Genomic DNA, 25774 nt, shown 5'->3' with positions numbered 1-25774 from the left:
CGTATTTTTCTTAATTTTCGACATATTTTTCTACTTCGCGTAAAATAAGCATTTTTGCTTTTACAATACTACAATAGTCATGTTAAGAATGTGAAGAAACTTTTCGATCTAATCGATAAATAAAAGCAAATACTTCTGCCACTGCTTCATATAAGTCCTGTGGTATCGACTCGTTTAAATCGAGTTGTCCCAGCAATTCTACTAGGCTGGGATCTTCATATATAGGTACATCGAATTCTTGCGCTTTTTGCAGGATATTTTCTGCAATTTTCCCTTTACCTTTCGCAATCACTTTTGGACTATTTTCATCAGGATTATACATAAGGGCAACTGCTTCTTTTCTTTTTTCCGAATTCATACGCGAATATCCACTCCCCTTTGTACTGCCCCTCTGTCATTCAATTTTTCAATATTTTTCTCAAGATTTTTTTGCAAAGTTTTTTTATAAGGTTTAATCATTACGCCGGATAAATGATAGTTTTTTTCTTCTAGGCCCACTTTTAAAGCTTTTTTTAACGGCTCAGCTAGTACATCTAACCCTTCCAGTTCATTGTACACATAAATCGAAACAATTCGGTTCTGCACCTGCATATCAATCACGGTTTCTTTTAATACTTCCATATTTAGATAAAATAAAATCCGAGCATAGTTGGAATCAATTTTTCCATCTTTTTTCATTCTTCCATTCCATTGAATGGTCGCATCTACGTGCTTTCCTAAAAATTGCAATGGAAGTTGCATAATTATTTGATGTTGATGACCTGTTTCTCCAGAAAGCAGTTGCATTCCATTTAATCGGGCTAATACCATCTCAGCACTATTCTTCAATTCTGTAGATGCGTTCTCATCTTGAATAAGGGACAATAATTGGGGCTTTATAGATTGGATGAGGTTTGTAATATCCTCTCCTTTGTTCAGTGCAGCTTCATAACTTAAACCAAGCCTTATTAATATGTGTTGAATAGCTTTTTGTATCCCTTGACTGTTCAACGATGACTCCAAAATTGCTTGAGATTCCGCCATCATAACTTGTGTAGATGGCTCTTTAGATGCTTGAAAAGCTTTTGCCATTTGAATAAATTCCATATCGCTTTTTATACTCATTTCCTGTTTTAGTAGTGACAATAAATGCTCCTTCGGCGAAACTCCATCTTCGTTAAAAAATAATCGATTTACTGCTTGTTCTGAAAAGGCTTTTAACAATTGGACATGGAGTTGTTTAGCCAATTGTTCAACATGATTAGTGTTTTCGAAGGATTTGAGCAATTCAAGAATGGTATTTTTCTGTTGTTCTGTAAGCGTTACTTCCCCTTTAATCCAATGGGTAATCTGTTGAATTGTATGAGCAATTGAAACAGTTGAACTTGATTGCAACTGTCTGACAAAGAATCCTGCTGTTTCATTGCGAGAAGAGAGCGTTGCGGTGTTCAACCAATTATTAAGTGTTGCATCTTTTGGTAAAATATTTGCTTCTTTTAAAATATTTAACGCTTCAAGTTGCTTTGTTTCTTGTCCATCACTTTGTAGAAGAATTTGCACAGAGCGTGCAATCATCGTTCCCGCTGTTTCTGCTTCGAAAGGTTTGGCAATGGACTGCAACGCATTTAGTAAATTTTCTTTTATTTGAGGTGAAATTAAGTGATTTTGTTGCAATAATTGGGTAAGTTGTTCAAGGTTATTGGAAATGCCACTTGTTTTCGAACCGAGTAGTAGCGCCTTAAATGTTACTTCCGAAAAAGGAATTTTCAATTCCATCATCTTTTGCAATGTTTGTAATGCTTCTTGCTTTGTTACTCCGTCAGGTAAATTTTTCAACCATATTTCCGATTGCAATAATTGTTCTTTAACAATAGGAAGCTGATGTTTGATGAAATGCGTCAACAGTTGCTGCATTTCAGGAGACTTCGGCAAATGCAATGTTTCAATCAATTGTTGCACATTTACAAATTCCTTCGTCATTGGCCCTGTAACCACTTTTAACTCCGTCTGGGGGGAAGTGCTCATCACTTGGAAAAAATGCGAATCTCCCACTTTTATAGGCGTTTCCAGTTTTGCTATGAGACGATGCTCGCCAATTTGGATTTCCGCCATTTGATTTGGATATAATTGTTTAATCTTTCCATGGAATACTTGTCCTTGTTTCAACACAAGAGGATTTATTTGTGCGGACACTTGTTGTTGTTGAATCGGTTGAAAGGAAGGAATTGTCATATCATCACCTTCTTCTCTAGCATTGTTTTAATTGGTTCAAATGATTTGCGATGATGAATGGTTGGCCCAAATTGTTCAATTGCTTCTAAATGTTGCTTTGTGCCATAACCAGCATGCTGATCAAATCCGTATTGAGGATATTCTTTATGTAACTTTTCCATATATAAATCCCGTTCGTGTTTAGCTAATATCGATGCCGCTCCAATCGCAAGACTTTTCGCATCGCCTTTTATTATATTTTTTTGAGGTATATCAATCGGGACTGTAACTGCATCTACAATGCAAAAATCTGGGCGTATTTTTAAACTTTCAACACACATTTTCATCGATTGTTTTGTTGCTTCTAAAATATTCATCTCATCAATGATTTCCGCGCTCTGAAAATGTATTGAATAATCAAGAGCATGCTTTTTAATTAACTCAGCAAATTCTGCGCGTTTCTTTTTGGATAGTTGTTTTGAATCATTCACTCCAACAAGTTCTGGACAATCTTTTGGTAAAATGACTGCGCAAGTGACAACTGGTCCAGCTAGAGGACCTCTTCCCGCCTCATCTATTCCAGCTAAATAGGCATCTTCAAAGGGAAGAAAACTTGCATCAAATGCTTGCTTTTGACGAAATTGTTCAAGCATTTTCTCCTGATTTTCTAATCTCTTTTTAAACTGTAAAAAAGCTTTTTTTACTCCCGCTCTTTCGTCATATTCAAGTTCCTTCATCCATGGCTCATATGTAGACGCACTTTTTAATGCTTCTGTTATTTCCTTAATTGTTTTCATACTTGCTTTCTCCTAATATTTTTATTTTATATCGGCTTAAATAGATTTCTTATAAGATTGACTAGAGTGATTCCATGATTCCACTCATGCTGTACTTTATCATAAATTCATTCTATAATGAGGGGGAATATACTGTGGAGGAAAAGAAATGAAAAAAATATACATATTGCTCTCTCTTCTTTTTATACTGAGCGCTTGCAAAGGCGAAACAACTCAACAAGAAGTTCACAGTGATACAAGCCATATTCATCACAATCCATTGTCGGGAGATTTACAAGAACTAACCTCTATTAATGAATTACCTTCTTTTTTACAAGAAAAACATGAAAACATAACGACTGTATACAAAATCGCATTCGAACATGCCGATGTGTTGCAATGGATTCCTTGTTATTGCGGTTGTGGAGAATCAGCTGGCCACCGAAGCAGTTTAAATTGCTTCGTTGCTGAAATTCGCGACGAACAAGTTCTGTGGGATGACCATGGAACTCGCTGTCTCGTTTGTATGGAAATTGCAGTTGAATCTGCAAAGCTCTCAAATGATGGAAAATCCATTAAAGAAATTCGAAAATATATTGATGAAAAATATCAAGAGGGCTTTTCGAAACCAACTCCGACTGAAATGCCTGCATAAAATTAAACCATCCATAAAGTTTCTCGATGGGACTTTTGGATGGTTTTTTCATCTAATTGTGAACAAGTTCTTTTTTTAATTCTTCATCAACAAAATCAAAAGTTAATTTCCCTAATTCTAAATTGCGAATATCGCGTACAATCAATTCTGATACTTTATCATAGTCAATTGTACCACCAGGACCTAATACATTGCGCAATTTTCCGATATGGTCATAAGTCTTTACGATATCTTCATCTACTGAACTAATACCATAGCGTTCATTCATTCGCTCAGGATAATGGGTAGATAAAAAATTCAACGCATAAGTTGCTAAATCTTCCATATTGAGGATTGTATCTTTAATTGCTCCCGTTAAAGCCAGTTTTAAACCTACCTCTTTATCTTCGAATTTTGGCCATAAAATTCCTGGCGTATCTAATAATTCTAATTCTTTTCCAACTTTAACCCATTGCTGGGCTTTCGTGACCCCCGGAGTATTACCAGTCTTGGCTATGTTTTTTTTGGCTAGACGATTGATTAAAGTTGATTTTCCTACGTTCGGAATCCCTACAATCATCGCTCGAATGGCGCGGGGTTTCATCCCTTTTGCTTTCATGCGAGCCCATTTTTCTGCTAATATTTGTTGAGCAGCTTTTGTGACCTGGTTTAGTCCTTTCCCTTCAAAGGAGTTGATGGCGATTGCCGTTAATCCTTTATTTGAAAAATATTCAACCCATTTTTTCGTCTCTGTTTCATCAGCCATGTCTGCTTTATTTAATAATATCAATCGAGGTTTTTGGTTAATGACTTCATCAATCATTGGATTTCTTGAAGATAATGGCAATCGGGCATCAACTAATTCAAAGACAATATCAACAAGTTTTAAATGTTCTTGAACTTGTCGTTTTGCTTTTGCCATATGCCCTGGAAACCATTGAATTGTCATTATTATTCCTCCTTCAGTCAAAAAAGAAAAGGAGTGTTCATCTACTCCTCTTTTTTATTTCACAATTTTTATTTCACTTAAAGGCCAAAAGACTACGCTTGTACTGCCAATGATTTCATCTTCACTGACGACTCCGATGTGGCGGCTATCCTTGCTGAATCGTCGGTTATCCCCCATTACAAATACATAACCTTCCGGAATTACGTCAAGGCTTGGATCAATATCTTGGAGGGTAAAATCTTGCGTTAATTGACCTTCTGAGAGTTGTGATTTATATTCATCTAAATATGGTTCATCGATGGGTTCACCGTTAATATACAACTGGTCATCTTTATATTCAATATGTTCACCAGGCAATCCAATAACTCTTTTGATATAGTCTTTGCCTTCTGGTGCATGGAATACAACAATGTCAAACCGCTTTGGTTCACCTAATCGATATCCGATTTTATTGACGATCATCTTGTCGCCATCTTTTAGCGTTGGCATCATCGATTCTCCATCTACCACAATAGGAGTAAATAAAAAGTAACGAATAACTACAGCAATGAGGAGAGCAATGATTAACGCTTTTGTCCATTCCCAAATCTCGTTTTTTTCTTTTTTTACTTTTTCCACGAGAGCATTCCCCCAAATCTACTATCTACATTTTATTTCATTCTTATTCTTTATGACAAGCAAAAGAAAGGAGGCTTTTTAAAACAAAGCCCCCTTTAGTAGAATGATTATCGAATTTCTTTAATACGTGCTGCTTTACCACGTAAATTACGTAAGTAGTAAAGTTTTGCACGGCGCACTTTACCGCGACGAACAACTTCTAATTTTGCAATTTTTGGTGTGTGAACAGGGAAAGTACGTTCAACCCCTACACCGTAAGAAATTTTACGCACTGTAAATGTTTCGCTAATTCCACCACCGCGACGTTTAATTACTACGCCTTCGAATACTTGGATACGTTCACGGTTACCTTCTTGAATACGAACGTGTACGCGAACTGTATCACCAGGGCGGAATTCAGGAAGATCTGTGCGAAGTTGTTCTTTTGTAATTTCTGCAATAATATTTGACATGTTTATTCTCTCCTTATACCGAATGTTCATATAGTCTTATTCACTACAGCGGAACACCGTAATTAAAGCTTCTCATAGAAGCACAGATTGAATATTATCATACTTTAAATCAACGTGCAAGGAAAATTCTAATCACGAATCAATAATCAACTAAAAGGGACTGTTTATTCATATTGATTATTTTTATAAAATATTCATGATTTTTCATTTTTTCTTTTTAAAGTTTCAAGATATTCCAGTTGTTTTGGTGTTAGTTCAATATTTTTCAATAAGTCAGGTCTTCGCTCAAAAGTGCGCTTGATTGATTGTTCCATACGCCATTCTTCAATTTTTTGATGATTTCCTGACAATAGCACATCTGGAACTTTCATTCCTCTAAATTCTTGGGGTCTTGTGTAATGCGGGTGTTCTAACAGCCCTGTAGAAAATGAATCATGAATATGTGAAGCTTCTTGTCCCAATACTCCAGGAATTAAGCGAACAACCGAATCAATAATCGCCATTGCCGGTATTTCTCCACCAGTCAATACAAAATCCCCAATGGATATTTCATCGGTTACAAGATGCTCTCGAATACGTTCATCATATCCTTCGTAATGTCCACAAATAAAAACAAGTTCCTCTTCTTCCGCCAATTCTTCCGCTTTCGACTGAGTGAAACGTTCTCCCTGTGGACACATGAGAATAACGCGAGGATTACGGCCTTCAGTAATCGATTCAACCGCATGAAACACTGGCTCAGGCTTCAACACCATGCCAGCTCCCCCACCATAAGGATAATCGTCTACCTGTTTATGTTTGTTGTCGCTGTAATCACGAATATTGGTTACTTGAATATCGACGATTCCTTTTTCTTGGGCTTTTTTTAAGATGGATGAACCGAACACACCATCAAACATTTCAGGAAATAAGGTAAGCACATGTATTTTCATGATAATAATCCTTCCATCACATGAATGGTAATTCGTTTATTGTCAACATCAATATCTTTAACTACATCTTCAATGTAAGGGATATAATGTTTTTTCCCTTTTCCGTCTTTTAATTCCCAAACATCGTTAGCGCCAGTTTCTAAAATATTTGTGATTTCCCCTAAGAGTTCTCCTTCTTCTGAATAAACTTGGCAGCCAATGATTTCAAAATAATAATATTCGTTTTCGCCTAATTCGTCTTCTTTTAATTGGTCTTTTGAAATTTTTAATACACTGTTTTTAAATGGTTCTACTTGATTGATGTTATAATATCCTTCAAATGTTAACAAAATAAAGTTTTTATGTCTCCGGGCATTTTCTACTGTCACCCAGATTGGTTCTGCATTATCACTTTTAAAAATAGCAAGTTGCGATCCTTTTTTGAAACGAATATCTTCAAAATCTGTGGAAGAAATGACGCGCACCTCTCCACGAATGCCGTGTGTATTGACAATGCGACCCACATTTAACCATTCCATCAAACGACACCTCTTTAAATTGAAGTTTTCTAATTAACTGGCTTTTCTCCAACCAGTTCATCATGGTACACGATATAGTTTGATTAACCTAGGAAGATTTTATATGTATAAAAAAGGGGCTGAAGTAGCCCCTTTTTGCATTAGTCCAATATATCGACGTAAGTTTTTTTCTTTTGGTGACCGCTAGCTGAATAAACAATAGTACGAATCGCCTTCGCAACACGACCTTGTTTACCAATCACTTTTCCTCGATCCTCTGGATTGACAAAAAGTTTATAAACAATGCGACTAGCATTTTCATCTTTTTCAACGCGAACGTCTTCGGGATAATCAACTAGTGGTTTGACAATTGTTTCAATCAGCTTTTGCATGCGGACACCTCCTAGATACTTTTCAATTAAGCATTTTTATTGAATTTTAAATTGTGGAATTTTTCCATAATTCCTTGTTGTGAGAACAAGTTACGTACTGTATCAGATGGTTTCGCACCATTTGCTAACCATTTAAGAGCTTTCTCTTCATCGATATTGATTGTTGCTGGAACAGTTAGAGGATTGTAAGTACCAACTGTTTCAATTGAACGTCCGTCACGTGGAGAACGAGAATCAGCAACTACGATACGATAGAAAGGAGATTTTTTAGCTCCCATACGTTTTAAACGAATTTTTACTGCCATGTTTATTGCACCTCCGAATTAGTTTCACACAAGATAGAATAATATCAGTGTTTGATTTGTTTGTAAAGTGTTTTTTCTTAACAGTTCATTTTTTCTTTTATATTAAAATTTAAATAATGAATCGAATCCAGGAAGTTTCATTTTCTTCTTGCCTTTTCCTTGTGCCATGCTCGTCATTTGCTTCATCATTTTTTTCATATCTTCAAATTGTTTTAATAATCGGTTGACATCCTGAATGGACGTACCAGAACCGTTTGCGATTCTCTTTTTACGGCTAGCATTGATGATTTCTGGACGCTCTCTTTCTTCAGGCGTCATGGAATAAATAATAGCCTCCAGGCGATCGATTTGTTTTTCGTCGATTTGAATATTATTTAAACCTTTTATTTTATTGGCACCTGGAAGCATTTTTAATAAGTCTTCCAACGGTCCCATTTTTCGGACAGCTTTAATTTGTTCTACAAAATCATCGAAAGTAAAGCTTTGCGTTTTAAACTTTTCTTCCAATTCTTTCGCTTTTTCTAAATCCACATTTGCCTGTGCTTTTTCAATTAGCGATAGGACGTCGCCCATCCCTAGTATACGAGAAGCCATACGTTCTGGATGGAAAGGCTCTAAAGCGTCCATCTTCTCACCCATACCAACAAATTTTATTGGCTTTTCTGTCACAGCACGAATCGATAACGCAGCACCACCGCGTGTATCTCCATCTAATTTTGTTAAGATGACGCCTGAGATGCCAATTGCATCATTGAAACTTTGAGCAACATTAACTGCATCTTGTCCGGTCATGGCATCAACAACTAAAAATACTTCGTCTGGTTCTTTAATGGCCCGAATATTTTTTAATTCGTCCATCAGTTCTTCATCGATATGTAATCGACCAGCTGTATCGATAATGACCACGTCATAATGTTCTTTTTTTGCATGTTCGATTGCTTCTTCCGCAATTTTCACAGGAGAAACATCCGCACCAAGAGAAAACACAGGAATCGAAAGTTGTTTTCCTAATGTTTCTAATTGTTTAATAGCTGCTGGACGATATATATCGGCAGCAACTAAAAGCGGTTTACGGTTGTATTTCTTCCTTAAAACATTTGCAAGTTTTCCGGAAGTCGTAGTTTTACCAGCACCTTGCAAACCTACCATCATAATGACTGTTGGAGGCTTTGTATTAAATTTAATTTGACTCTGTTCTCCACCCATCAACTCAGTCAATTCATCTTTTACAATCTTAATGACTTGTTGACCAGGTGTTAAACTTTTCATAACTTCAACGCCGACTGCTCTTTCACTTACTTTTTTTACAAAGTCTTTTACAACTTTTAAATTTACGTCGGCTTCAATCAATGCAAGGCGCACTTCCCGCATCATTTGTTTTACATCTGCTTCAGTAACTTTTCCCTTGCCTTTAATTTTTTGGATTGTGCTTTGGAGTCGTTCTGATAATCCTTCAAATGCCAAACTTTTCGCCTCCTAATCCGTTTCTTTTAATTGATCTATTAACTTTAATTGTTCTTCAATAGAGGCATTGCCTTTGATTGCAGCGGCTAGCTTTTCAATCGTTTGCTGACGCTTTTGAAACTTTTCAAATAACTTTAGTTTTTCTTCATATTCTTCAAGCATTGCTTCAGTGCGACGGATATTATCGTATACAGCTTGTCGAGAAACTTTGTAGCTTTCTGCAATTTCACCTAAGGAAAGATCATCTAAATAATATAGTTCCATATATGCCCGCTGTTTATCCGTTAACAAAGCTTGATAAAAATCGAAGAGAAAATTCATCCGCGTCGTTTTTTCAAGTAACATCGAATGTCTCTCCATTCATATTTTTTCTACTGTATCATATCGGTTTTACTTATAAGTGTCAAGTAAATTCCCTTTAACACTGATAATATACACGAATCGGAAATGTTATTGCTAGCGCCATTAAGTATTTGAGCCTGGCCAAAAATTTTTGGTCAGGCTCCTTTTCAAATATCTCTTCTTATTGTTCAGCTTTTTTCAATTCTTGGTCTAATGAATCAGCAAATAATCCGTATACATATCGTTCCGCATCAAATGGTTGTAGGTCATCAATTTTTTCACCTAAACCAACGAATTTAACCGGAATATTTAATTTGTTACGAATTGCTAAGACAATACCACCTTTTGCTGTACCATCCAATTTTGTTAATACAATCCCCGTCACATTTGTCGCTTCTTTAAATGTTTGAGCTTGAATTAACGCATTTTGACCCGTTGTCGCATCTAACGCAAGCAACACTTCATGTGGGGCGTTTGGAATTTCACGAGAAATAACGCGATGCACTTTTTCTAGTTCCTTCATTAAGTTCACTTTATTTTGCAAACGGCCAGCTGTGTCACAAATCAACACATCAACACCGCGCTTTTTCGCAGCATTTATAGCATCATAAATTACCGCAGCGGGATCTGAGCCTTCTGATTGTTTAATTACTTCGCAGCCAACTCGATCGCCCCAAACTTGAAGCTGTTCTATGGCACCAGCACGGAACGTATCACCAGCAGCAAGCATCACTTTTTTTCCTTGATTTTTCAAACGATGAGCAAGTTTACCAATTGTCGTTGTTTTCCCTACACCATTTACACCCACAAATAAAATAACTGTTAGCTCACCATTTGGTTGCAAATTAAGTTCAGAAATGCCTTCCTCGCCCTTTTCATAAATTTCCACTAATTTTTCACAAATAATTTCATAAATGCCATCTGTATCTTTTATATTTTTTCGTTGTACTTCAAAGCGGAGTTCGTCCATTAATTCCATAACTGTTTCAAAACCTACATCCGCTTGCAATAATATTTCTTCTAATTCTTCAAAGAATTCTTCGTCTACCTTGCGATAACGTGCAATTAAATCGTTCACTTTAGAAGTAAACGTATCACGGGTTTTTGCAAGACCCATTTTAAATTTTTGAGTGATCGACCATGCGGAAGGCTTCTTCTCCTCTTCCTTTTCATCCTCTTGTTGAACCGTTTCAACGTCGTCACCAAGAGTTTCTTCCGCTTTTTCGCTGTCATCAGAAAAAGTTTCTTCAGTTTCTATCGTTTCATTTTTTTCTTCTATTACTTCTTTTGATGTTTCTCCCACATCATCAGCTTCATTTTGAACATCTTCGTTTTGTTCAGCCGTTTCCTCAACCGTGTCCTGCTGTAATTTTTCTTCTGATTTTCCACTTAATTTTTCCTTCAAACGTTTAAAAAAGCTCATATTATTCGCTCCTTTGTCCAACAAGTACTACTTCATCTTCCAATTTAACCGAAACGAGCTTCGATACACCAGATTCTTGCATCGTAATCCCGTATAATACATCGGCTCCTTCCATCGTTCCTTTTCGATGGGTAATCACAATGAATTGTGTATCTCGGCTTAATTTTTTTAGATAGGTACTATAACGCTCTACATTTGCTTCATCAAGAGCCGCTTCCACTTCGTCTAAAATAACAAACGGTACTGGGCGCGAATTCAGAATGGCAAATAATAGGGCGATTGCAGTTAATGCTCGTTCACCGCCAGAAAGTAAGCTTAAGCTTTGCAATTTTTTCCCTGGAGGTTGAGCTACTATTTCTATTCCTGTTTCTAGTAAATTGTTCGGATCTAATAAAATTAAATCTGCATGACCGCCACCGAAAAGTTCACGGAAAACTTCGCGGAATTGTAGTTGAATTTTCTCAAAAGACTCTTTAAAACGAGTCGCCATTTCTTCATCCATTTCTCTAATTGTTTCGTTAAGCGTTTGTTGCGCTTCAATTAAGTCATTTCGTTGTTCCGTTAAAAATGTATGGCGTTCTAACACCCGCTCATACTCTTCAATAGCAGTTAAATTAACTGGCCCTAATTCTTCAATTGACTGTTTTAACAATTTTACTTTCTTGCGAATCTGCTCTACATCGTCCAGTTCAACAGCTTCATTTTTCGCTTCATCAAAATCAATTTCATACTCTTCTTCTAATAGATTAGTTAATCGATTAATTTCAAATTCGATACGGCTTTTCTTTACATCGATTGAACGTAATTGTTCTAAAAAACCTTTATGAATTCTTTGCAATTCCTTGAACTGTTCGTCCAATTGTGAGAGCTGTTGTTGGTACTCAATTCGCAATTGACGATTTTCTTGAATTGTGAACGAATATTGATCACGCTTTTCAGCCCACTCAGAAATCGCTTGTTCAATTTCTTCATCGGTCAAATGATTGTCTCGCTCATTTTGAATCCATTCAATTTCTCGAGAAATCGATTCCATTTGTTGAAAAACTTTCGAACGCTTCAAAGCGATATCCGCCGTTTGAATTTGAAGTTGATTTAATTGTTCTTGCAATACCGCAAGTTCTGAGCGTTTTTCAGCTGACTGTTCACGAAGCAAGTCTTTTTCCGTTTCGCTTTGAATTTTTGCTTTCGATAATTGCTCAACTTTGTCGTTTACTTTTTGCAATTCTTTATTCAGTTCAGCTAGTCGTTCTTCTGTTTGGCTTTTTTGTTTAAGTAACGCCTCTCTTCTTGAAGATGCGGACGATTTTTCAGAAGATGCGAGATTTACAGTATTTTTTAAGTTTTTCTCTTCCAATTCTAATTCAACATATTTCGAATGCAACTCCATTTCCTCTTGGCGGTATTGTTCGCTTTGCACCTTTAACAATTCCACTTGTTCACGTAAGGTTGTTAACGTTTCCTTTTCTGTTGCCAGCGTTTTTTCCGCTTGATAAATGGATTGCTCAATTTGGGATAAATTTTTCTTTAACTGTTCTAACTCCGCTTTTCTAGTAAATAAAGAGTTTTGTTGTTTGACGGAACCGCCAGTTAATGAACCGCCAGCATTTACGATATCTCCATCTAATGTAACAACACGATATTTATAGCCACATAACCTCGCGATTTGACTTGCTCCTTCTAAGTTTTCAGCAACAAGAACATTTCCTAATAAGTATTCCACAATATTCCGGTTATGTTCATCAAATTCTACTAATTCATGAGCAAGTTGAATATAAGCTGGATGATTCATTGCTTCCTGAATTTGTGTAGTAGATAGTTTTCGAGATTTCATGACGTTTTTTGGCAAGAAAGTAGCTCGTCCAGCTTTTTTTGCTTTTAACCAGCCGATCGCTTTTTGCGCATCTTGCTCTGTATTTGTGACGATGTGTTGGGTTGCTGCTCCTAAAGCGGTTTCAATGGCTTTAGAATACTTACCTTCCACTTTTAACAGCTCTAGAACGGCTCCTTCAATTCCTTTTAATTCTCCCCGTTCTCTTGCAAGTAAAATTTCCTTCACTCCAAAATTGAAACCAGAAAAGTCTGATTCTAGTTCCTCAATCGCTTCTTTTCTGGACTTCAATTGTTGCTGATGTTGATATGCTTGATACAGCATTCGTTGTTTTTCTTCAAATGAGGAAGTGGCAGCGTTTAGTTGTCGTTGTAATTGTTCATATTGCTCCAACACGTCACTAACTTTATTTCGTATATATTCGAGCTTTTGTGCGAGTTCATTTTTCAAGTTGGAAACTTGTTTTAATTTTTTTAACATCTCTTCAGAGCGGTCGTTCATTCGCTCCTCTGTTTCTTCATATTGGGCTAATTGCTGCTCAATATGTTTTAACTCATTCTTTGCAGTTGCTTCTTCGTTCAATAAATCAATATATAAATTTTTATATTCTTCGATTTGTTGTTCAATTTGAGAAACAGAACTATTTAACGAAACATCCAGTTGTTTAATTTCAGCTTTTAGTTGTTGAATTTCATTTTTTTTCAAATCAAACAATTTTTTATTTTCTTCCTCAGTTTTCGCTAGTTCCATTTCTTCTTCTTTTGCTTCTTTTAAGGCAAGTTGTAATTGTTGAAACTGCTTTTCTGCATTGGAGCGTTTTTCCTGCATTAACGCTTTTCGTCCTTCCCAACGCTCCACTTCAGCACTCGCTTCAACTAGTCGTTCTTGCGCAGCATCAATCGTCTCATCAATGTTATGGATTTTTGTGCGGAGTTCGTCCATTTTTGTTTGTAAATTTGCTATTTCTGATGCTTGATTTTGCTCTTGTTGTTCCAGTTGTTCGTGCTCTTCCTTGACAATGAGTAGTTCTTGATGGTGCTCTTTTAAATCATGAACGATCAGTGACATATCCAATTCTTTCAATTCTTCTGTCATGTGAAGGTAGTCTTTTGCTGCAGAACTCTGGATTTTTAATGGCTCTAAACGGCTATCCAATTCATGTAAAATGTCTAACACTCGATGTAAGTTGTCATCGGTTTCCAATAATTTTTGCTCTGCCTTTTTTTTGCGCAGTTTATATTTTAATATTCCAGCTGCTTCTTCAAATATTGTTCGGCGATCATCCGGTTTACTATTTAAAATTTCATCAACTCGGCCTTGAGAGATAATAGAAAAGGCTTCTTTCCCTAATCCTGAATCCATAAACAAATCCGTAATATCTTTCAGGCGACATTGCTGATTATTCAATAGATATTCGCTTTCACCCGAACGATATACTCGTCGAGTTACGCTAATTTCAGAATAGGGAATACCCACTTCTTCATCTTCATTGTTTAAAATCAACGTAACTTCAGCAAAGTTCAAAGGTTTTCGAGATGCGCTTCCAGCAAATATAACATCTTCCATTTTCGAACCGCGCAAGCTTTTTGCCGACTGTTCCCCTAAGACCCAACGAATCGCATCGGTTACATTGCTCTTTCCACTACCATTAGGGCCTACAACTGCAGTTACCCCTGGAACAAAATCGATACCGATGCGATCCGCGAATGATTTAAAACCTACTACTTCAAGTCGTTTAAGGAACATATTATTCCTCCTTATGCAAGGACTGATTTAGCGCAACCATTGCATTTTGTGCAGCTTGCTGTTCAGCCTCTTTTTTCGATTTTCCGCGTCCAATTCCAAGTTCTTTGTCGTTTAGCAATACGCGGGAAACGAATGTCCGATTGTGGGCAGGCCCTCTTTCGTCAATAATTTCATAATGTAATACTCCAGTATTTGATTGCTGCACCAATTCTTGCAATTGGCTTTTAAAATCCATCACATGCGAAAAAGCACCGACTTCAACTTTAGGGAACACGACTCTTTGTAAAAACTGAACAACAGAATCTAAACCTTGATCTAAATAAAGGGCACCAATAAAGGATTCAAATACGTCGGCAAGCAAGGCTGGTCTCTCTCTTCCACCAGTCAATTCTTCACCTTTACCTAAAAGTACATATTTTCCGAAATTCAATTCGTTTGCGAATATCACAAGGGATGGCTCACAAACGATGGAAGCTCGAAGCTTCGTCAATTCTCCTTCACTCATATGCGGGTAACGATCAAATAAAAATTTAGATACTGATAGTTCAAGAACTGCATCACCTAAAAATTCTAATCGTTCATTATCAGCAAATAATTTTTTGCGATGCTCATTCACATAGGATGAATGGGTAAAAGCTTGGTAGAGTAAATTCTTGTTATTGAACGTGATATTTAATTCTTCTTGTAATTCTTCAAATTGCTGTTTAATTTTTTCGGGAAACACTCCATTTTTTTGTTGAGTACCTTTTCTTTTTATCGTCATGAACAATCTGCCTTCCTATTCATTTCTCTCGTAAATATATCGTTGTTATTCGAAACAGTAAAGATATAAGGATAAAAGATTTATCCACATATCTTCACATCGAATAAATACATTGTTTTTATTATAACCCAAATTCACTTTTCATTTTTCTTTTAATGAATTTAAGCAATGAAAAGAGGCACCCATCAGCCACGTTGTGCGGGATGTGCCTCTTATAAATTAGTTTAATTTACTTTCGATATACTTGATTGCATCGCCAACAGTAACGATTTTTTCTGCATCTTCATCAGAGATTTCCATATCGAATTCATCTTCAAGTTCCATTACTAATTCTACAACGTCTAATGAATCAGCACCTAAATCTTCACGGAAAGATGCTTCTTCTTTTACTTCGCTTTCGTCAACACCAAGACGGTCAACGATTACTTTTGTTACACGTTCTAATACTGTGCTCATTTAGGTCACCTCCCTTCAATAGTATACATAAAAGTGTTTCCTGTTCAAAGAGTCTTTCATGAAAGGATGGTTAATCAACATTATTTATAGTTAGTAGCCCACAATTTTTGATTACATTGCGATGCCGCCATCCACATGAAGAACTTGTCCAGTAATATATTCAGCATCGTCTGAAGCCAAAAATACAACTGCTTTTGCTACATGTTCTGGCTTACCAAGTTTGGCTAATGGAATTTGTGAAAGCATAGAGTTTTTAATATCTTCCGGAAGAGCGTCTGTCATTTCTGTCGTAATAAATCCTGGAGCTACAGCATTCACTAAAATATTTCGTGATGCCAACTCTCTTGAAGTCGTTTTCGTCAATCCAATAACACCTGCTTTTGCTGCTGTGTAATTGGCTTGTCCAGCGTTCCCCGTCACGCCAACGACTGAAGCAATGTTGATAATGCGACCAGAACGTTGTTTCATCATTTGGCGAGTTACAGCTTTTGTGCATAGGAATACGCCTTTTAAGTTCGTTTGAATAACTTCATCCCATTCTTCTTCCTTCATACGCATCAATAAATTATCTCGAGTAATGCCTGCATTGTTTACGAGAATATCAATTGAGCCAAATTCATCTAATGCTGTTTTCATTAAGTTTTGTACTGATTCATTATCTGCAACATTAGCTTGAACTGCAATAGCTTTTTTACCAATTTTTAAAATTTCTTCTACCACTTCATCTGCTTTTTCTTTACTGCCGCTGTAGTTCACGACTATATTGGCACCCTCTTTTGCCAGTTCCAATGCAATGGCACGTCCGATTCCTCTTGAAGCTCCCGTTACAACTGCCGTTTTACCATCTAACTTTCCCATGTTTTCACCCCTTCAATTCCTTTACAACTTCTTCAAACGTTGCTATATCATATACACAATATGTTTTTACTGAGCGATCGATTTTTTTGACTAATCCTGATAATACTTTACCTGGTCCACATTCGATAAATGTTGTAACACCACATTCCAACATCTTGCGAACATCACGTTCCCATTGTACAGGGCTATAAACTTGTTCCACCATTTCTTTCTTGATGGATTCCACATCTTCCAATATTCCTGCATGTACATTACTAATAATCGGAATATTTGGTTGTGAAATTTCTACTTGCTCGATTTCCTTTTCTAATTTTATTGCCGCATCTTTCATCAATTCAGAGTGGAATGGTCCACTTACATCAAGTGGGATGGCTCTTTTCGCACCTTTTTCTTTCGCCAATTGAGATGCTTTTTCTACACCTGCTTTTGTACCTGAAATGACAATTTGGCCAGGGCAGTTTAAGTTAGCAAGTTGTACTAAATCACCGTTATTAGTGATTTCAGCACATACTTCTTTTAAAGGCTCTTCATCCATTCCTAAAATCGCAGCCATAGCACCTTGACCAGCTGGCACCGCTTCATTCATGTAAAGACCTCGTTTATGAACGATTTTGACAGCCTCTTCAAAAGATAACGATCCTGCAATAACGAAAGATCCATACTCTCCTAATGAATGTCCTGCTGTATAGTCAGGAGTAATACCAGCTTCCATTAATTTGGATGCAATCATCACTCCTGTTGTAAGCAGCGCAGGTTGAGCATGGTAAGTTAACGTTAGTTCTTCTTGTGGTCCCTCTAACATTAATGTTGATAGTTTAATATTTAAAGCTTGATCCGCTTGATCATAAAAAGCTTTGCTCGCTTCATCATTGGCTACAAACTCTGCACCCATTCCTACTTTTTGAGAGCCTTGTCCTGGAAAAATAAATGCTATTTTTGACATTTGTCGTCTCCTTTACTCATTTTCTTTCTGACTTTCTAGTATTGCTTGCTTCATGACGTTGACGATATCATTTTCAACCATCATAGCAGCTTGGCGTATTGTATTATAAATCGCTCTCGCATCGGATGATCCATGAGCTTTCACGACAGGAGCCTGCAACCCGAAAAGCAATGCTCCGCCATGTTCGGAGTAGTCTAGTTTATTTTTTAATCCTTTTAATTCATTTTTTACGAGTAATGCACCAAGCTTTGTTTTAGTAGAAGCCATGAATACGTCTTTTAACATTTTCATTAATGTTCCTGCTGTACCTTCAATGGACTTTAACACCATATTGCCTGTAAAGCCATCTGTTACAACGACATCTGCAACCCCTTCAAGCAAGTCGCGTGCTTCCACATTACCGACAAAGTTGAAATCTCCTTGCTGCAACATGCCATAAACTGCTTTTGTCAGTTCATTCCCTTTATTTTCTTCAGTTCCAATATTCAACAACCCAATTCGAGGGCGAGCTATTCCTTGAACTTTTTGAGCATAAATATTACCCATCACCGCATATTGAAAAAGATTTTCAGGTTTTGCGTCTGCATTTGCACCTAAATCTAGCATTAAAAACCCTTTACCATCGACTGTTGGGAGGATTGTTGCGAGAGCAGGCCTTGATACCCCTTCTATTCGCCCCACTTTGAATAATCCGCCGGACATATATGCACCTGTATTACCAGCAGAAATACATGCGTCTACTTTCCCTTCACTTACAGCTTCCAACATGCGTGTCATCGATGAATCCTTTTTTCGTCGAACGGAACGGACAGGATCATCTTCTCCAGTAATGACTTCTTCACAGTGAATGATTTCTAGACGGTCATTTTGTATAATGTATTTTTCTAATTCTTCTTTTCTTCCAAATAGTTGTATTTCTATGTTTGTAAAATCTTTTAAAGCTTCGTTGACACCTTCCACAATTTTCTGAGGTGCATGATCTCCGCCCATACCGTCAATTGCAATTTTCATTTTTGTTCACCTTCACCTTTCGTGCGATACATTTCAAATTCGCCTTTGAACACGGTTTCGTTGTTTACCGTCGAAATAACATCGATATACGTTCGATTTTTTTCAGTGTTAGTTTCTCGGACAATCGCTTTCGTTACTACTCGGTCTCCTGCACGAACAGGTTTAATAAATACAACATTTGACCGAACTGTTAATGCAAGTTCATCATTAATCACTGCAACACATAGGGAGTTGGCTTGGGCAAATAAATGATGTCCACGGGCGATTCCATTTCTTTGGAAAACATGTTCTTCTTTTACATCAAAAATGGATATGGCTCTCTTATCTAACTCGATATCAATAATTTCACCGATTACTTCGTTAATAGGTAATGACTTTACTTCATTTTCTAAATTTCTTTCCGCAACATCTTTTATTCGTTCTCTTAGTTCCGGAATTGATAATTCCATCCGATCGAGGCGAATCGTTTGAACGCTCACACCAAATTTTGTAGCAAGTTGTTCATCCGTGACGAATGGATTTTCCTCAATCGTTTCTAAAAGTAATTGCTGCCGTTCTTTTTTCGATTTTTTTATCAACATTCGCCACCTACTTTCTTCTGTTTTAGCACTTGGTACTAATACCAGTATACATTTCCATAAAAAAGAACGCAACAACGAATTGTTACGTTCAATTATTGAGTTCTTTCAATGCTCAATAAAAATACTTCCTAAATCCTCTCTTTAATTTATGTTTTGTTCTTGCTTTCTATTAATTGAGTACATCAATCCATTCTCTCTCCATTTAATGCACCGGATTGTTCTAACATTTCCCGCAGAAGCCTATACTCATCCTCTTTCCAAAAACGCTCATCATTAATAAGCTTTACAGCATCATTTCGAGCAACTTCCAATACTCGATAATCATGCACTAAGTCAGCTATTTTAAATTCCGGTAAGCCGCTTTGTTTTTTACCGAAGAAGTCTCCAGGGCCACGTAATTCTAAATCTTTTTCAGCTAACCGGAAACCATCATTCGTTTCTGTCATACTCCTCATTCGTTCAATTCCTTCATCGGTTTTTGGATTTGCTAGCAACACACAGTAAGATTGATAGTTCCCACGTCCAACTCGACCACGCAGCTGATGGAGCTGTGCAAGCCCAAAACGATCCGCATCATAAATTAGCATGAAACTTGCATTCGGCACGTTCACTCCTACTTCCACAACTGTCGTAGAAACGAGCACATGTATGTTCCCTTCTTTAAAATCTCGCATCACTTGATCTTTTTCATCGGGATGAAGCCGACCGTGCATGAGCCCTACTTTGTAGCGTCCGTGGAATATTCTTCTTAACTGTTCATATACCTCTACCGCATTTTGGACATCTATCTTCTCTGATTCTTCAATTAATGGACATATAACGTATGCTTGGCGACCTTTTTTCAATTCCATCTCCATTTTCACAAGGCTTGCATTCAACTGTTCTTTTTTCATCCAGTGCGTCTCAATTTGCTTGCGTCCAGAAGGCATTTCATCAATGACGGAAATATCCATTTCTCCAAATGCCGTAATAGCTAATGTACGCGGAATAGGTGTTGCTGTCATAAATAGCACGTCTGGGTGCATCCCTTTTTCCCTCAAGATTCTCCTTTGTTCCACTCCAAAGCGATGTTGTTCATCGGTTATGACAAACCCTAGACGATTGAACGTGACATCAGGTTGAATTAGGGCATGTGTTCCAATAATGACTTGGATTTCCCCATTCTCCAACTGTTCTAAAATGATTTTTCGGTCTTTTGCTTTTGTAGAGCCCGTTAGCAGTGCAATTTTTACACCCATCGGTTGGAATAAACTTTCCAGAGAAGCATAATGTTGTTCTGCTAATATTTCCGTAGGTGCCATTAAAGCACCTTGGAAACCTGCTGTAACGCAAGCATACAAGGTTATTGCAGCAACAATCGTTTTCCCTGAACCAACATCCCCCTGCAGAAGCCTATTCATGCGAAATGGTGATTTTAAATCTTTGCAAATTTCATTGACGACTCGTTTTTGGGCATTTGTCAATTCAAAAGGAATTTGTTGAATAAATTTCTTAAGTTTTTCTAAATCATACTGAATAACAATTCCTTTTTCATGCTCTTTTCTCGACTTACGCAATGCTTGAATGCGCAGTTGAAACATAAGAAGTTCCTCGTAAACAAAACGCCTGCGAGCCTGCTTCAAATGATTAGCATCTTTCGGAAAATGAATGCCCTCTAATGCTTCTTCGATAGATAACAATTGATATTGTTGTCTTATTTTATTTGGCAGCTTTTCAGCCATCTGTCCTTTTGCAAGATCGAGTGCTTGCCGCATAAACTTCCGAAATTTATTTTGATGCAGATTGCCTTTTAAACGATAAACCGGTTCAAAATCTTGGTTAATCTCCTTCGCTCCAAATTTGACTGACGATGCAGTTATCGTTTGCCGTCCTCTATCCCATTTCCCTGAAACAGTAATAATGGTACCTGGAGTTAACCGTTCTTTTAAATAATGTTGGTTAAAGAAAACCACTTTAACAATATGCCTACCAGAGAAAACGCTTACTTGAAGTCTTGACTTTTTCCGTCCGGTAAAAAAGACGACAGGCATGCCTTCTACTCTTGCTTCTATTGTTACTTGTTCGTTATGAGGCGTTTCTGCTAAATCCTTTAATCGAAAGTCCTCATACCGATATGGAAAATACATGATTAGATCATGTATATGATAAATCCCTAATTCATTTAATAATTCAGCGGTTTCTGTTCCTACGCCTTTAATATTGGTAACGGGTTCTAATTCGATTTGTCCCAATATATCTTCACGCTCCAAATATTTTTGCAGCAATTGCTTTTCCAGTCGGTGTAGCAGCAAGTCCTCCTCTACCAGTTTCTTTCAAGTTTGGATGCATTGTTTGCCCAATTCTAAACATAGCACCAATTACTTCATCACAAGGAATCCTACTTTCGATTCCAGCAAGCGCCATGTCCGCAGCAATAAGAGCGTTGTTAGCACCGATTGCATTACGTTTTACACAAGGAACTTCCACCAATCCAGCGACCGGGTCACAAACTAGACCTAGCATATTTTTTAACGTAATGGCGAAAGCTTCTGCACTTTGTTTTGGAGTTCCTCCAGCCATTTCTACAATGGCAGCAGCGGCCATTCCTGCGGCTGAACCTACCTCCGCTTGGCAACCTCCAGCTGCACCAGAAATGCTTGCGTTATTTGCTACCACGAACCCGAAAGCACCTGCAGTAAATAAATAACGAATCATTTGTTCACGAGTAGGATTAAGCTTATTCTTTACAGCAAAAAGAGTGCCAGGCACTACTCCGGCGGAACCAGCAGTAGGTGTTGCACAAATGATTCCCATAGCTGCATTCACTTCATTTGTTGCCATCGCCTTACTTACCGCATCTAACATCAATTCCCCTGATAGAGTGTTTCCTTTTTCAATGTACTTTTGCAATAAAACACTATCACCACCAGTCAAACCAGTGACTGATTTTACACCTTTTAATCCTCGTTCAACTGCTTGTTCCATCACAGTTAAATTTTTATCCATCTGCTCAATAATTTCTTCTCTAGAGCGATTCGTCATTAATATTTCTTGTTCAATCATCACTTCAGAAATGCTTTTATTTTCATTTTCACAAAGCTCAATTAATTCTCTGACATTTCGAAATAGTAAATCCATAGCATCTCCTCTTTTAAGTATTGATTTTCGAAACTTTCGTAATATTAGGGATTAAAGAAATTTGAGTTAGTATTTTTTCATCTACATTTTGGTCAACTTCAATGACCATTAATGCTGTAGAACCGCGGTCGATTCGAGACACTTCCATATGCCCGATATTCACATCATGCATGGCTAAAATGTTGGCTACATTCGCAATACACCCTGCCCGGTCATTGTGAACGACTAAAATAGTAGGCATCCCGCCAGTTAAACGCAATTTAAATCCATTTACTTCACTAATTTCAATTTTTCCACCGCCAATCGAAATCGCTTCAATCGACAATTCCGATTCTTCATCACCCAATACTATTCTTGCTGTATTAGGATGTTCTTTGTTTGCTGTTTCTGGAATAAATTCAAATTGTAAATTTTCTTCTTTTGCATGCTTAAAGGAATCAATAATTCTAGTATCGAAAGTGTCAAAATTTAATAATCCACCTACAATGGCAACATCTGTCCCATGACCGCGGTAAGTTTCTGCAAAAGAACCATATAAATGGATTTTTGCCCACGTTGGTTTTTTTCCAAACAAATCCCTTGCCACTTTCCCTATCCGAACAGCTCCTGCTGTATGAGAGGAAGAAGGTCCTACCATGATGGGACCGATAATATCAAAAACAGAGGTAAATTTCATAACATCACCTATTTGTTAAGTTTGAATTAAGTGTAACATGAACTATCAGTTTCTATCAAAACAATAATATTTTTTTCACCTGCCACTTATTAGAAACTCTATATAAAATAAAAAACGTCCCTAGAAGAGACGCTTTTTTATTCTACTGAGAAGATAAACGGATATAATGTTTGTTTTCCATCGATAATATCCAATTCTACATGTGAGAATCGATCCTCAATGAACTGAACGACTGCATTGACTTGTTCTTCAGTTGCATCTTCACCATAAATCATCGTTACAATTTCTGTGTCATCATCAATTAGATGAGACAATAAATTGTAAGTAGCATCTAACATATCGGAAGTTGAAGCAACAATTTTTCCGTCAGCAAGTGCCATGTAATCATCTTTATGGATTTCTACTCCGTCAATCGTCGTATCTCTAACAGCAAAGGTAATTTGACCCGTCTTTACTCCTGCAATCGCTTCTGTCATCGCTTCTTTATTTTCTTCAACAGAGGCTTCCGGATTGAATGCAAGGATTGCTGCCATACCTTGAGGAATTGTTTTTGTCGGCACAACTGCCGCTTCAATATCTAATAATTCAACCGCCTGTTCAGCAGCCATCACAATATTTTTGTTGTTTGGTAAAATTAATACTTTTTCCGCACCTATTTCTTTTACCGCTTTCACGATATCTTCTGTAGACGGATTCATCGTTTGACCGCCTTCAATGACATAAGAGGCTCCAATACTACGAAGCAAGTTGCTAATCCCCTCACCCATTGCAACAGTCACAACAGCATATGGATGTTTTTCTACCGTTTGTTTTTCATCTTTCTCGGAATTCACGATCGCTGAATGTTGTTCGCGCATATTATCAACTTTTATTTTTATGAGGCTTCCATATTTTTGCCCTTCGTTCAGAACAACTCCAGGAGTTTCAGTGTGAATATGTACTTTCGCTATTTCGTTGTCTGAAACAACAAGTAAAGAATCTCCGAGATTACTCAAGTCTTCACGGAATTTCCCTTCATCAAACGGTTCTTTTCCTGGCTCAAAACGAACCATAATCTCCGTACAATAGCCATATACGATATCTTCAGTGCTCATAAACTCTTGAGCTCGATGATGTTCAGCATTTACTAATTCTTCAAGATTATCGACTTTCGTTTTTTCTGGTAGCGCTTCCCCTTTTAATGATGCTAAAAAGCCTTCATAAATAATAACAAGACCTTGTCCGCCACTATCAACTACACCAACTTCTTTCAGTACAGGGAGCAATTCTGGTGTACGTTTTAATGAATTTTTAGCTTCTTCTACAAGCGCTTCCATCACTTTAATGATATCTTGTTCATTTTCTGCTACTTCAACCGCTTTTGCCGCTGCTTCACGAGCAACTGTTAAAATTGTCCCTTCCACAGGCTTCATAACCGCTTTATAGGCAGTGTCTACTCCCGCTTGAAAAGCTTGAGCAAATTGTTTCGCGTTAATTTCACTTTCTTTTTCTAAATATTTTCCAAAGCCACGGAATAGTTGGGATAAGATTACCCCTGAGTTTCCTCGTGCCCCCATCAATAAACCTTTTGATAAGCTTTGGGCAGTTTTACCGATATGTTTTTGGGCGTTTGCTTCCGTTTCTTTTGCCCCGGATATCATTGATAAATTCATATTAGTTCCCGTATCTCCATCTGGTACTGGGAATACGTTTAATGAATCTACAAAATCTGCATTTTGAGTTAGATGGTGCGATCCCATCTGAACCATCTCTGCAAATTTTGTTCCATCTAATAACTTCATTCGATTAATATCCTCCTCTATTCACCGTTCATTACACGAACGCCTTGAACGAAAATATTGACTGATTTCACGTTCAAACCTAATGTCTTATTTATTGTGTACTTTACTTTTGATTGGACTTGATAAGCTACTTCAGAAATTTTAGTCCCATAGCTGACAATGATATACATATCAATGTGGAGATCTTCTCCTTCTTGCCGTACAATGACACCTTTCGCAAAATTCTCTTTTCTCAAAATATCCGTTAACCCATCTCGAATTTGATGTTTACTTGCCATTCCAACAATACCATAACATTCAATAGCTGCTCCACCAGCAATTTGAGCGATAACATCATTAGAAATATCAATTTGGCCGTAATCTGTTCTAATTTCGATTGACATGATACTGCCCCCTTGGCTCATTTTAACTAAAAATATTGTACTATACAAAATTTGATTATAAAAGAGAACGATGTTGCTCGTCTAGTTTATCAGTATTTTCCTATAACTTCGTTAAAATCTCGTGTTATATTTTATTTTGTAACAACATTTTTTCACCTAATCCTTCATCTTTTTTATTAGACTGTAAAGGTTTTTTTCTTGAAACTATTCTCTAAAATAGTTGCATAGATTTTTTGTCTATGTTAAATTATTATGGTATGTGAAATACTCGAACTGAAAAAAATCTTTCAGATTCATCTGTAAGGAGGGAATATAGATGCCAAAAAAATGTGTAGTAACTGGTCGTAAAACTCGTACAGGTAATAAACGTTCACACGCAATGAACGCTAACAAACGTACTTGGAAACCTAACCTTCAAAAAGTACGTATTTTAGTTGATGGAAAACCTAAACGCGTTTGGGTTTCTACTCGTGCTTTAAGATCAGGTAAAGTAGAACGTGTATAATGACGCGTATATAAAAGCGTAAGTAAAGTCGTTTTTAACGTACTTTATTTACGCTTTTTTATTTTGAGAGAAAATAAAAGGAGGTGTGTAGAAAATTGAAAACTTTCTACACACCCTTACTTCTTATGATGTCTCTGATAAATCTTTGGTTC

Annotated in this window: 27 protein-coding genes; 2 read left to right on the top strand and 25 right to left on the bottom strand. The window is 37.1% G+C overall.

Annotation, left to right across the window (positions count from 1 at the left end; genetic code table 11):
* Positions 1–82: 82 nt before the first annotated feature.
* From HF990_RS03270 to HF990_RS03260, 3 genes are read right to left on the bottom strand one after another with little or no spacing between them, the layout of a single operon-like run.
* Positions 83–358: an EscU/YscU/HrcU family type III secretion system export apparatus switch protein gene (locus HF990_RS03270; protein WP_016837431.1), complete on the bottom strand. Its 276-nt coding sequence runs from the start codon at positions 356–358 to the stop codon at positions 83–85.
* The gene (locus HF990_RS03265; RefSeq protein ID WP_168411969.1) at positions 355–2211 is read right to left on the bottom strand and encodes a hypothetical protein; all 1857 of its coding nucleotides are present in this window, start codon (positions 2209–2211) and stop codon (positions 355–357) included. Before HF990_RS03265 ends, HF990_RS03270 begins: the two co-directional genes overlap by 4 nt.
* A complete protein-coding gene (locus tag HF990_RS03260; protein WP_016837434.1) occupies positions 2208–2987 on the bottom strand; it encodes a ribonuclease HII in 780 nt (259 codons plus the stop codon). Before HF990_RS03260 ends, HF990_RS03265 begins: the two co-directional genes overlap by 4 nt.
* Before the next feature lie 148 nt (positions 2988–3135).
* Between HF990_RS03260 and HF990_RS03255 the strand changes: the two genes are divergently transcribed.
* Entirely contained in the window at positions 3136–3621 is a 486-nt protein-coding gene (locus HF990_RS03255; protein ID WP_016837435.1) for a PCYCGC motif-containing (lipo)protein, read from the top strand.
* A 52-nt stretch (positions 3622–3673) separates the two neighbouring features.
* Here HF990_RS03255 and ylqF read toward each other — a convergent pair whose 3' ends face one another.
* From ylqF to HF990_RS03145, 22 genes are all read right to left on the bottom strand, one after another.
* Complete coding sequence (gene ylqF, locus HF990_RS03250) at positions 3674–4549, bottom strand: ribosome biogenesis GTPase YlqF (RefSeq protein WP_016837436.1); 876 nt, start codon at positions 4547–4549, stop codon at positions 3674–3676.
* Between the two features lie 54 nt (positions 4550–4603).
* Complete coding sequence (gene lepB / locus HF990_RS03245) at positions 4604–5167, bottom strand: signal peptidase I (RefSeq protein ID WP_016837437.1); 564 nt, start codon at positions 5165–5167, stop codon at positions 4604–4606.
* Positions 5168–5274: 107 nt separating this feature from the next.
* On the bottom strand, positions 5275–5619 hold the full coding sequence (gene rplS / locus HF990_RS03240; RefSeq protein WP_016837438.1) for a 50S ribosomal protein L19: 345 nt from the start codon (positions 5617–5619) through the stop codon (positions 5275–5277).
* A gap of 194 nt (positions 5620–5813) precedes the next feature.
* Entirely contained in the window at positions 5814–6551 is a 738-nt protein-coding gene (gene trmD, locus HF990_RS03235) for a tRNA (guanosine(37)-N1)-methyltransferase TrmD (protein WP_016837439.1), read from the bottom strand.
* Positions 6548–7069 (bottom strand): ribosome maturation factor RimM, encoded by a 522-nt coding sequence (gene rimM / locus HF990_RS03230; protein ID WP_016837440.1) that lies wholly within the window; start codon positions 7067–7069, stop codon positions 6548–6550. The genes trmD and rimM overlap by 4 nt, the downstream gene beginning before the upstream one ends.
* Positions 7070–7209: 140 nt before the next feature.
* Positions 7210–7440: a KH domain-containing protein gene (locus HF990_RS03225; protein WP_016837441.1), complete on the bottom strand. Its 231-nt coding sequence runs from the start codon at positions 7438–7440 to the stop codon at positions 7210–7212.
* 26 nt (positions 7441–7466) lie between these two features.
* Complete coding sequence (rpsP, locus tag HF990_RS03220) at positions 7467–7745, bottom strand: 30S ribosomal protein S16 (RefSeq protein WP_016837442.1); 279 nt, start codon at positions 7743–7745, stop codon at positions 7467–7469.
* Between the two features lie 102 nt (positions 7746–7847).
* On the bottom strand, positions 7848–9209 hold the full coding sequence (gene ffh, locus HF990_RS03215) for a signal recognition particle protein (RefSeq protein WP_016837443.1): 1362 nt from the start codon (positions 9207–9209) through the stop codon (positions 7848–7850).
* 12 nt (positions 9210–9221) lie between these two features.
* Positions 9222–9554: a putative DNA-binding protein gene (locus tag HF990_RS03210; RefSeq protein WP_016837444.1), complete on the bottom strand. Its 333-nt coding sequence runs from the start codon at positions 9552–9554 to the stop codon at positions 9222–9224.
* Between the two features lie 178 nt (positions 9555–9732).
* Positions 9733–10974, bottom strand: a complete 1242-nt coding sequence (gene ftsY / locus HF990_RS03205; protein WP_016837445.1) for a signal recognition particle-docking protein FtsY — start codon at positions 10972–10974, stop codon at positions 9733–9735.
* Between the two features lies 1 nt (position 10975).
* On the bottom strand, positions 10976–14548 hold the full coding sequence (smc, locus tag HF990_RS03200; RefSeq protein WP_168411968.1) for a chromosome segregation protein SMC: 3573 nt from the start codon (positions 14546–14548) through the stop codon (positions 10976–10978).
* Position 14549: 1 nt separating this feature from the next.
* A complete protein-coding gene (gene rnc, locus HF990_RS03195) occupies positions 14550–15311 on the bottom strand; it encodes a ribonuclease III (protein WP_016837447.1) in 762 nt (253 codons plus the stop codon).
* Between the two features lie 219 nt (positions 15312–15530).
* The gene (locus HF990_RS03190; protein ID WP_016837448.1) at positions 15531–15767 is read right to left on the bottom strand and encodes an acyl carrier protein; all 237 of its coding nucleotides are present in this window, start codon (positions 15765–15767) and stop codon (positions 15531–15533) included.
* Positions 15768–15878: 111 nt separating this feature from the next.
* Positions 15879–16625: a 3-oxoacyl-[acyl-carrier-protein] reductase gene (gene fabG, locus HF990_RS03185; RefSeq protein WP_016837449.1), complete on the bottom strand. Its 747-nt coding sequence runs from the start codon at positions 16623–16625 to the stop codon at positions 15879–15881.
* A 4-nt stretch (positions 16626–16629) separates the two neighbouring features.
* The gene (gene fabD, locus HF990_RS03180; RefSeq protein WP_016837450.1) at positions 16630–17568 is read right to left on the bottom strand and encodes an ACP S-malonyltransferase; all 939 of its coding nucleotides are present in this window, start codon (positions 17566–17568) and stop codon (positions 16630–16632) included.
* A 12-nt stretch (positions 17569–17580) separates the two neighbouring features.
* Positions 17581–18579 carry a phosphate acyltransferase PlsX gene (gene plsX / locus HF990_RS03175; RefSeq protein ID WP_016837451.1) on the bottom strand — a complete coding sequence of 333 codons (999 nt, stop codon included), beginning with the start codon at positions 18577–18579 and terminating at the stop codon, positions 17581–17583.
* On the bottom strand, positions 18576–19154 hold the full coding sequence (gene fapR, locus HF990_RS03170) for a transcription factor FapR (RefSeq protein ID WP_026018997.1): 579 nt from the start codon (positions 19152–19154) through the stop codon (positions 18576–18578). Before fapR ends, plsX begins: the two co-directional genes overlap by 4 nt.
* 188 nt (positions 19155–19342) lie before the next feature.
* Positions 19343–21391 carry an ATP-dependent DNA helicase RecG gene (gene recG / locus HF990_RS03165; RefSeq protein WP_210730742.1) on the bottom strand — a complete coding sequence of 683 codons (2049 nt, stop codon included), beginning with the start codon at positions 21389–21391 and terminating at the stop codon, positions 19343–19345.
* A gap of 7 nt (positions 21392–21398) precedes the next feature.
* Entirely contained in the window at positions 21399–22277 is an 879-nt protein-coding gene (gene sdaAA / locus HF990_RS03160; protein ID WP_168411967.1) for an L-serine ammonia-lyase, iron-sulfur-dependent, subunit alpha, read from the bottom strand.
* Between the two features lie 13 nt (positions 22278–22290).
* Positions 22291–22953 (bottom strand): L-serine ammonia-lyase, iron-sulfur-dependent subunit beta, encoded by a 663-nt coding sequence (gene sdaAB / locus HF990_RS03155; RefSeq protein WP_016837455.1) that lies wholly within the window; start codon positions 22951–22953, stop codon positions 22291–22293.
* A gap of 137 nt (positions 22954–23090) precedes the next feature.
* Positions 23091–24734, bottom strand: coding sequence for a DAK2 domain-containing protein (locus HF990_RS03150; protein ID WP_168411966.1), 1644 nt, complete (start codon positions 24732–24734; stop codon positions 23091–23093).
* Positions 24735–24751: 17 nt separating this feature from the next.
* Entirely contained in the window at positions 24752–25117 is a 366-nt protein-coding gene (locus tag HF990_RS03145) for an Asp23/Gls24 family envelope stress response protein (protein WP_016837457.1), read from the bottom strand.
* Between the two features lie 316 nt (positions 25118–25433).
* On the opposite strand from HF990_RS03145, the gene rpmB reads away from it, so the two are divergent.
* A complete protein-coding gene (gene rpmB / locus HF990_RS03140) occupies positions 25434–25622 on the top strand; it encodes a 50S ribosomal protein L28 (RefSeq protein ID WP_016837458.1) in 189 nt (62 codons plus the stop codon).
* The last annotated feature ends 152 nt before the right edge of the window (positions 25623–25774 follow it).

Source organism: Ureibacillus thermosphaericus (assembly GCF_012396605.1).
Classification (GTDB): domain Bacteria; phylum Bacillota; class Bacilli; order Bacillales_A; family Planococcaceae; genus Ureibacillus; species Ureibacillus thermosphaericus.
The sequence above is the reverse complement of the archived record's forward strand: the minus strand, read 5'-3'. Positions and strand labels throughout refer to the sequence as shown.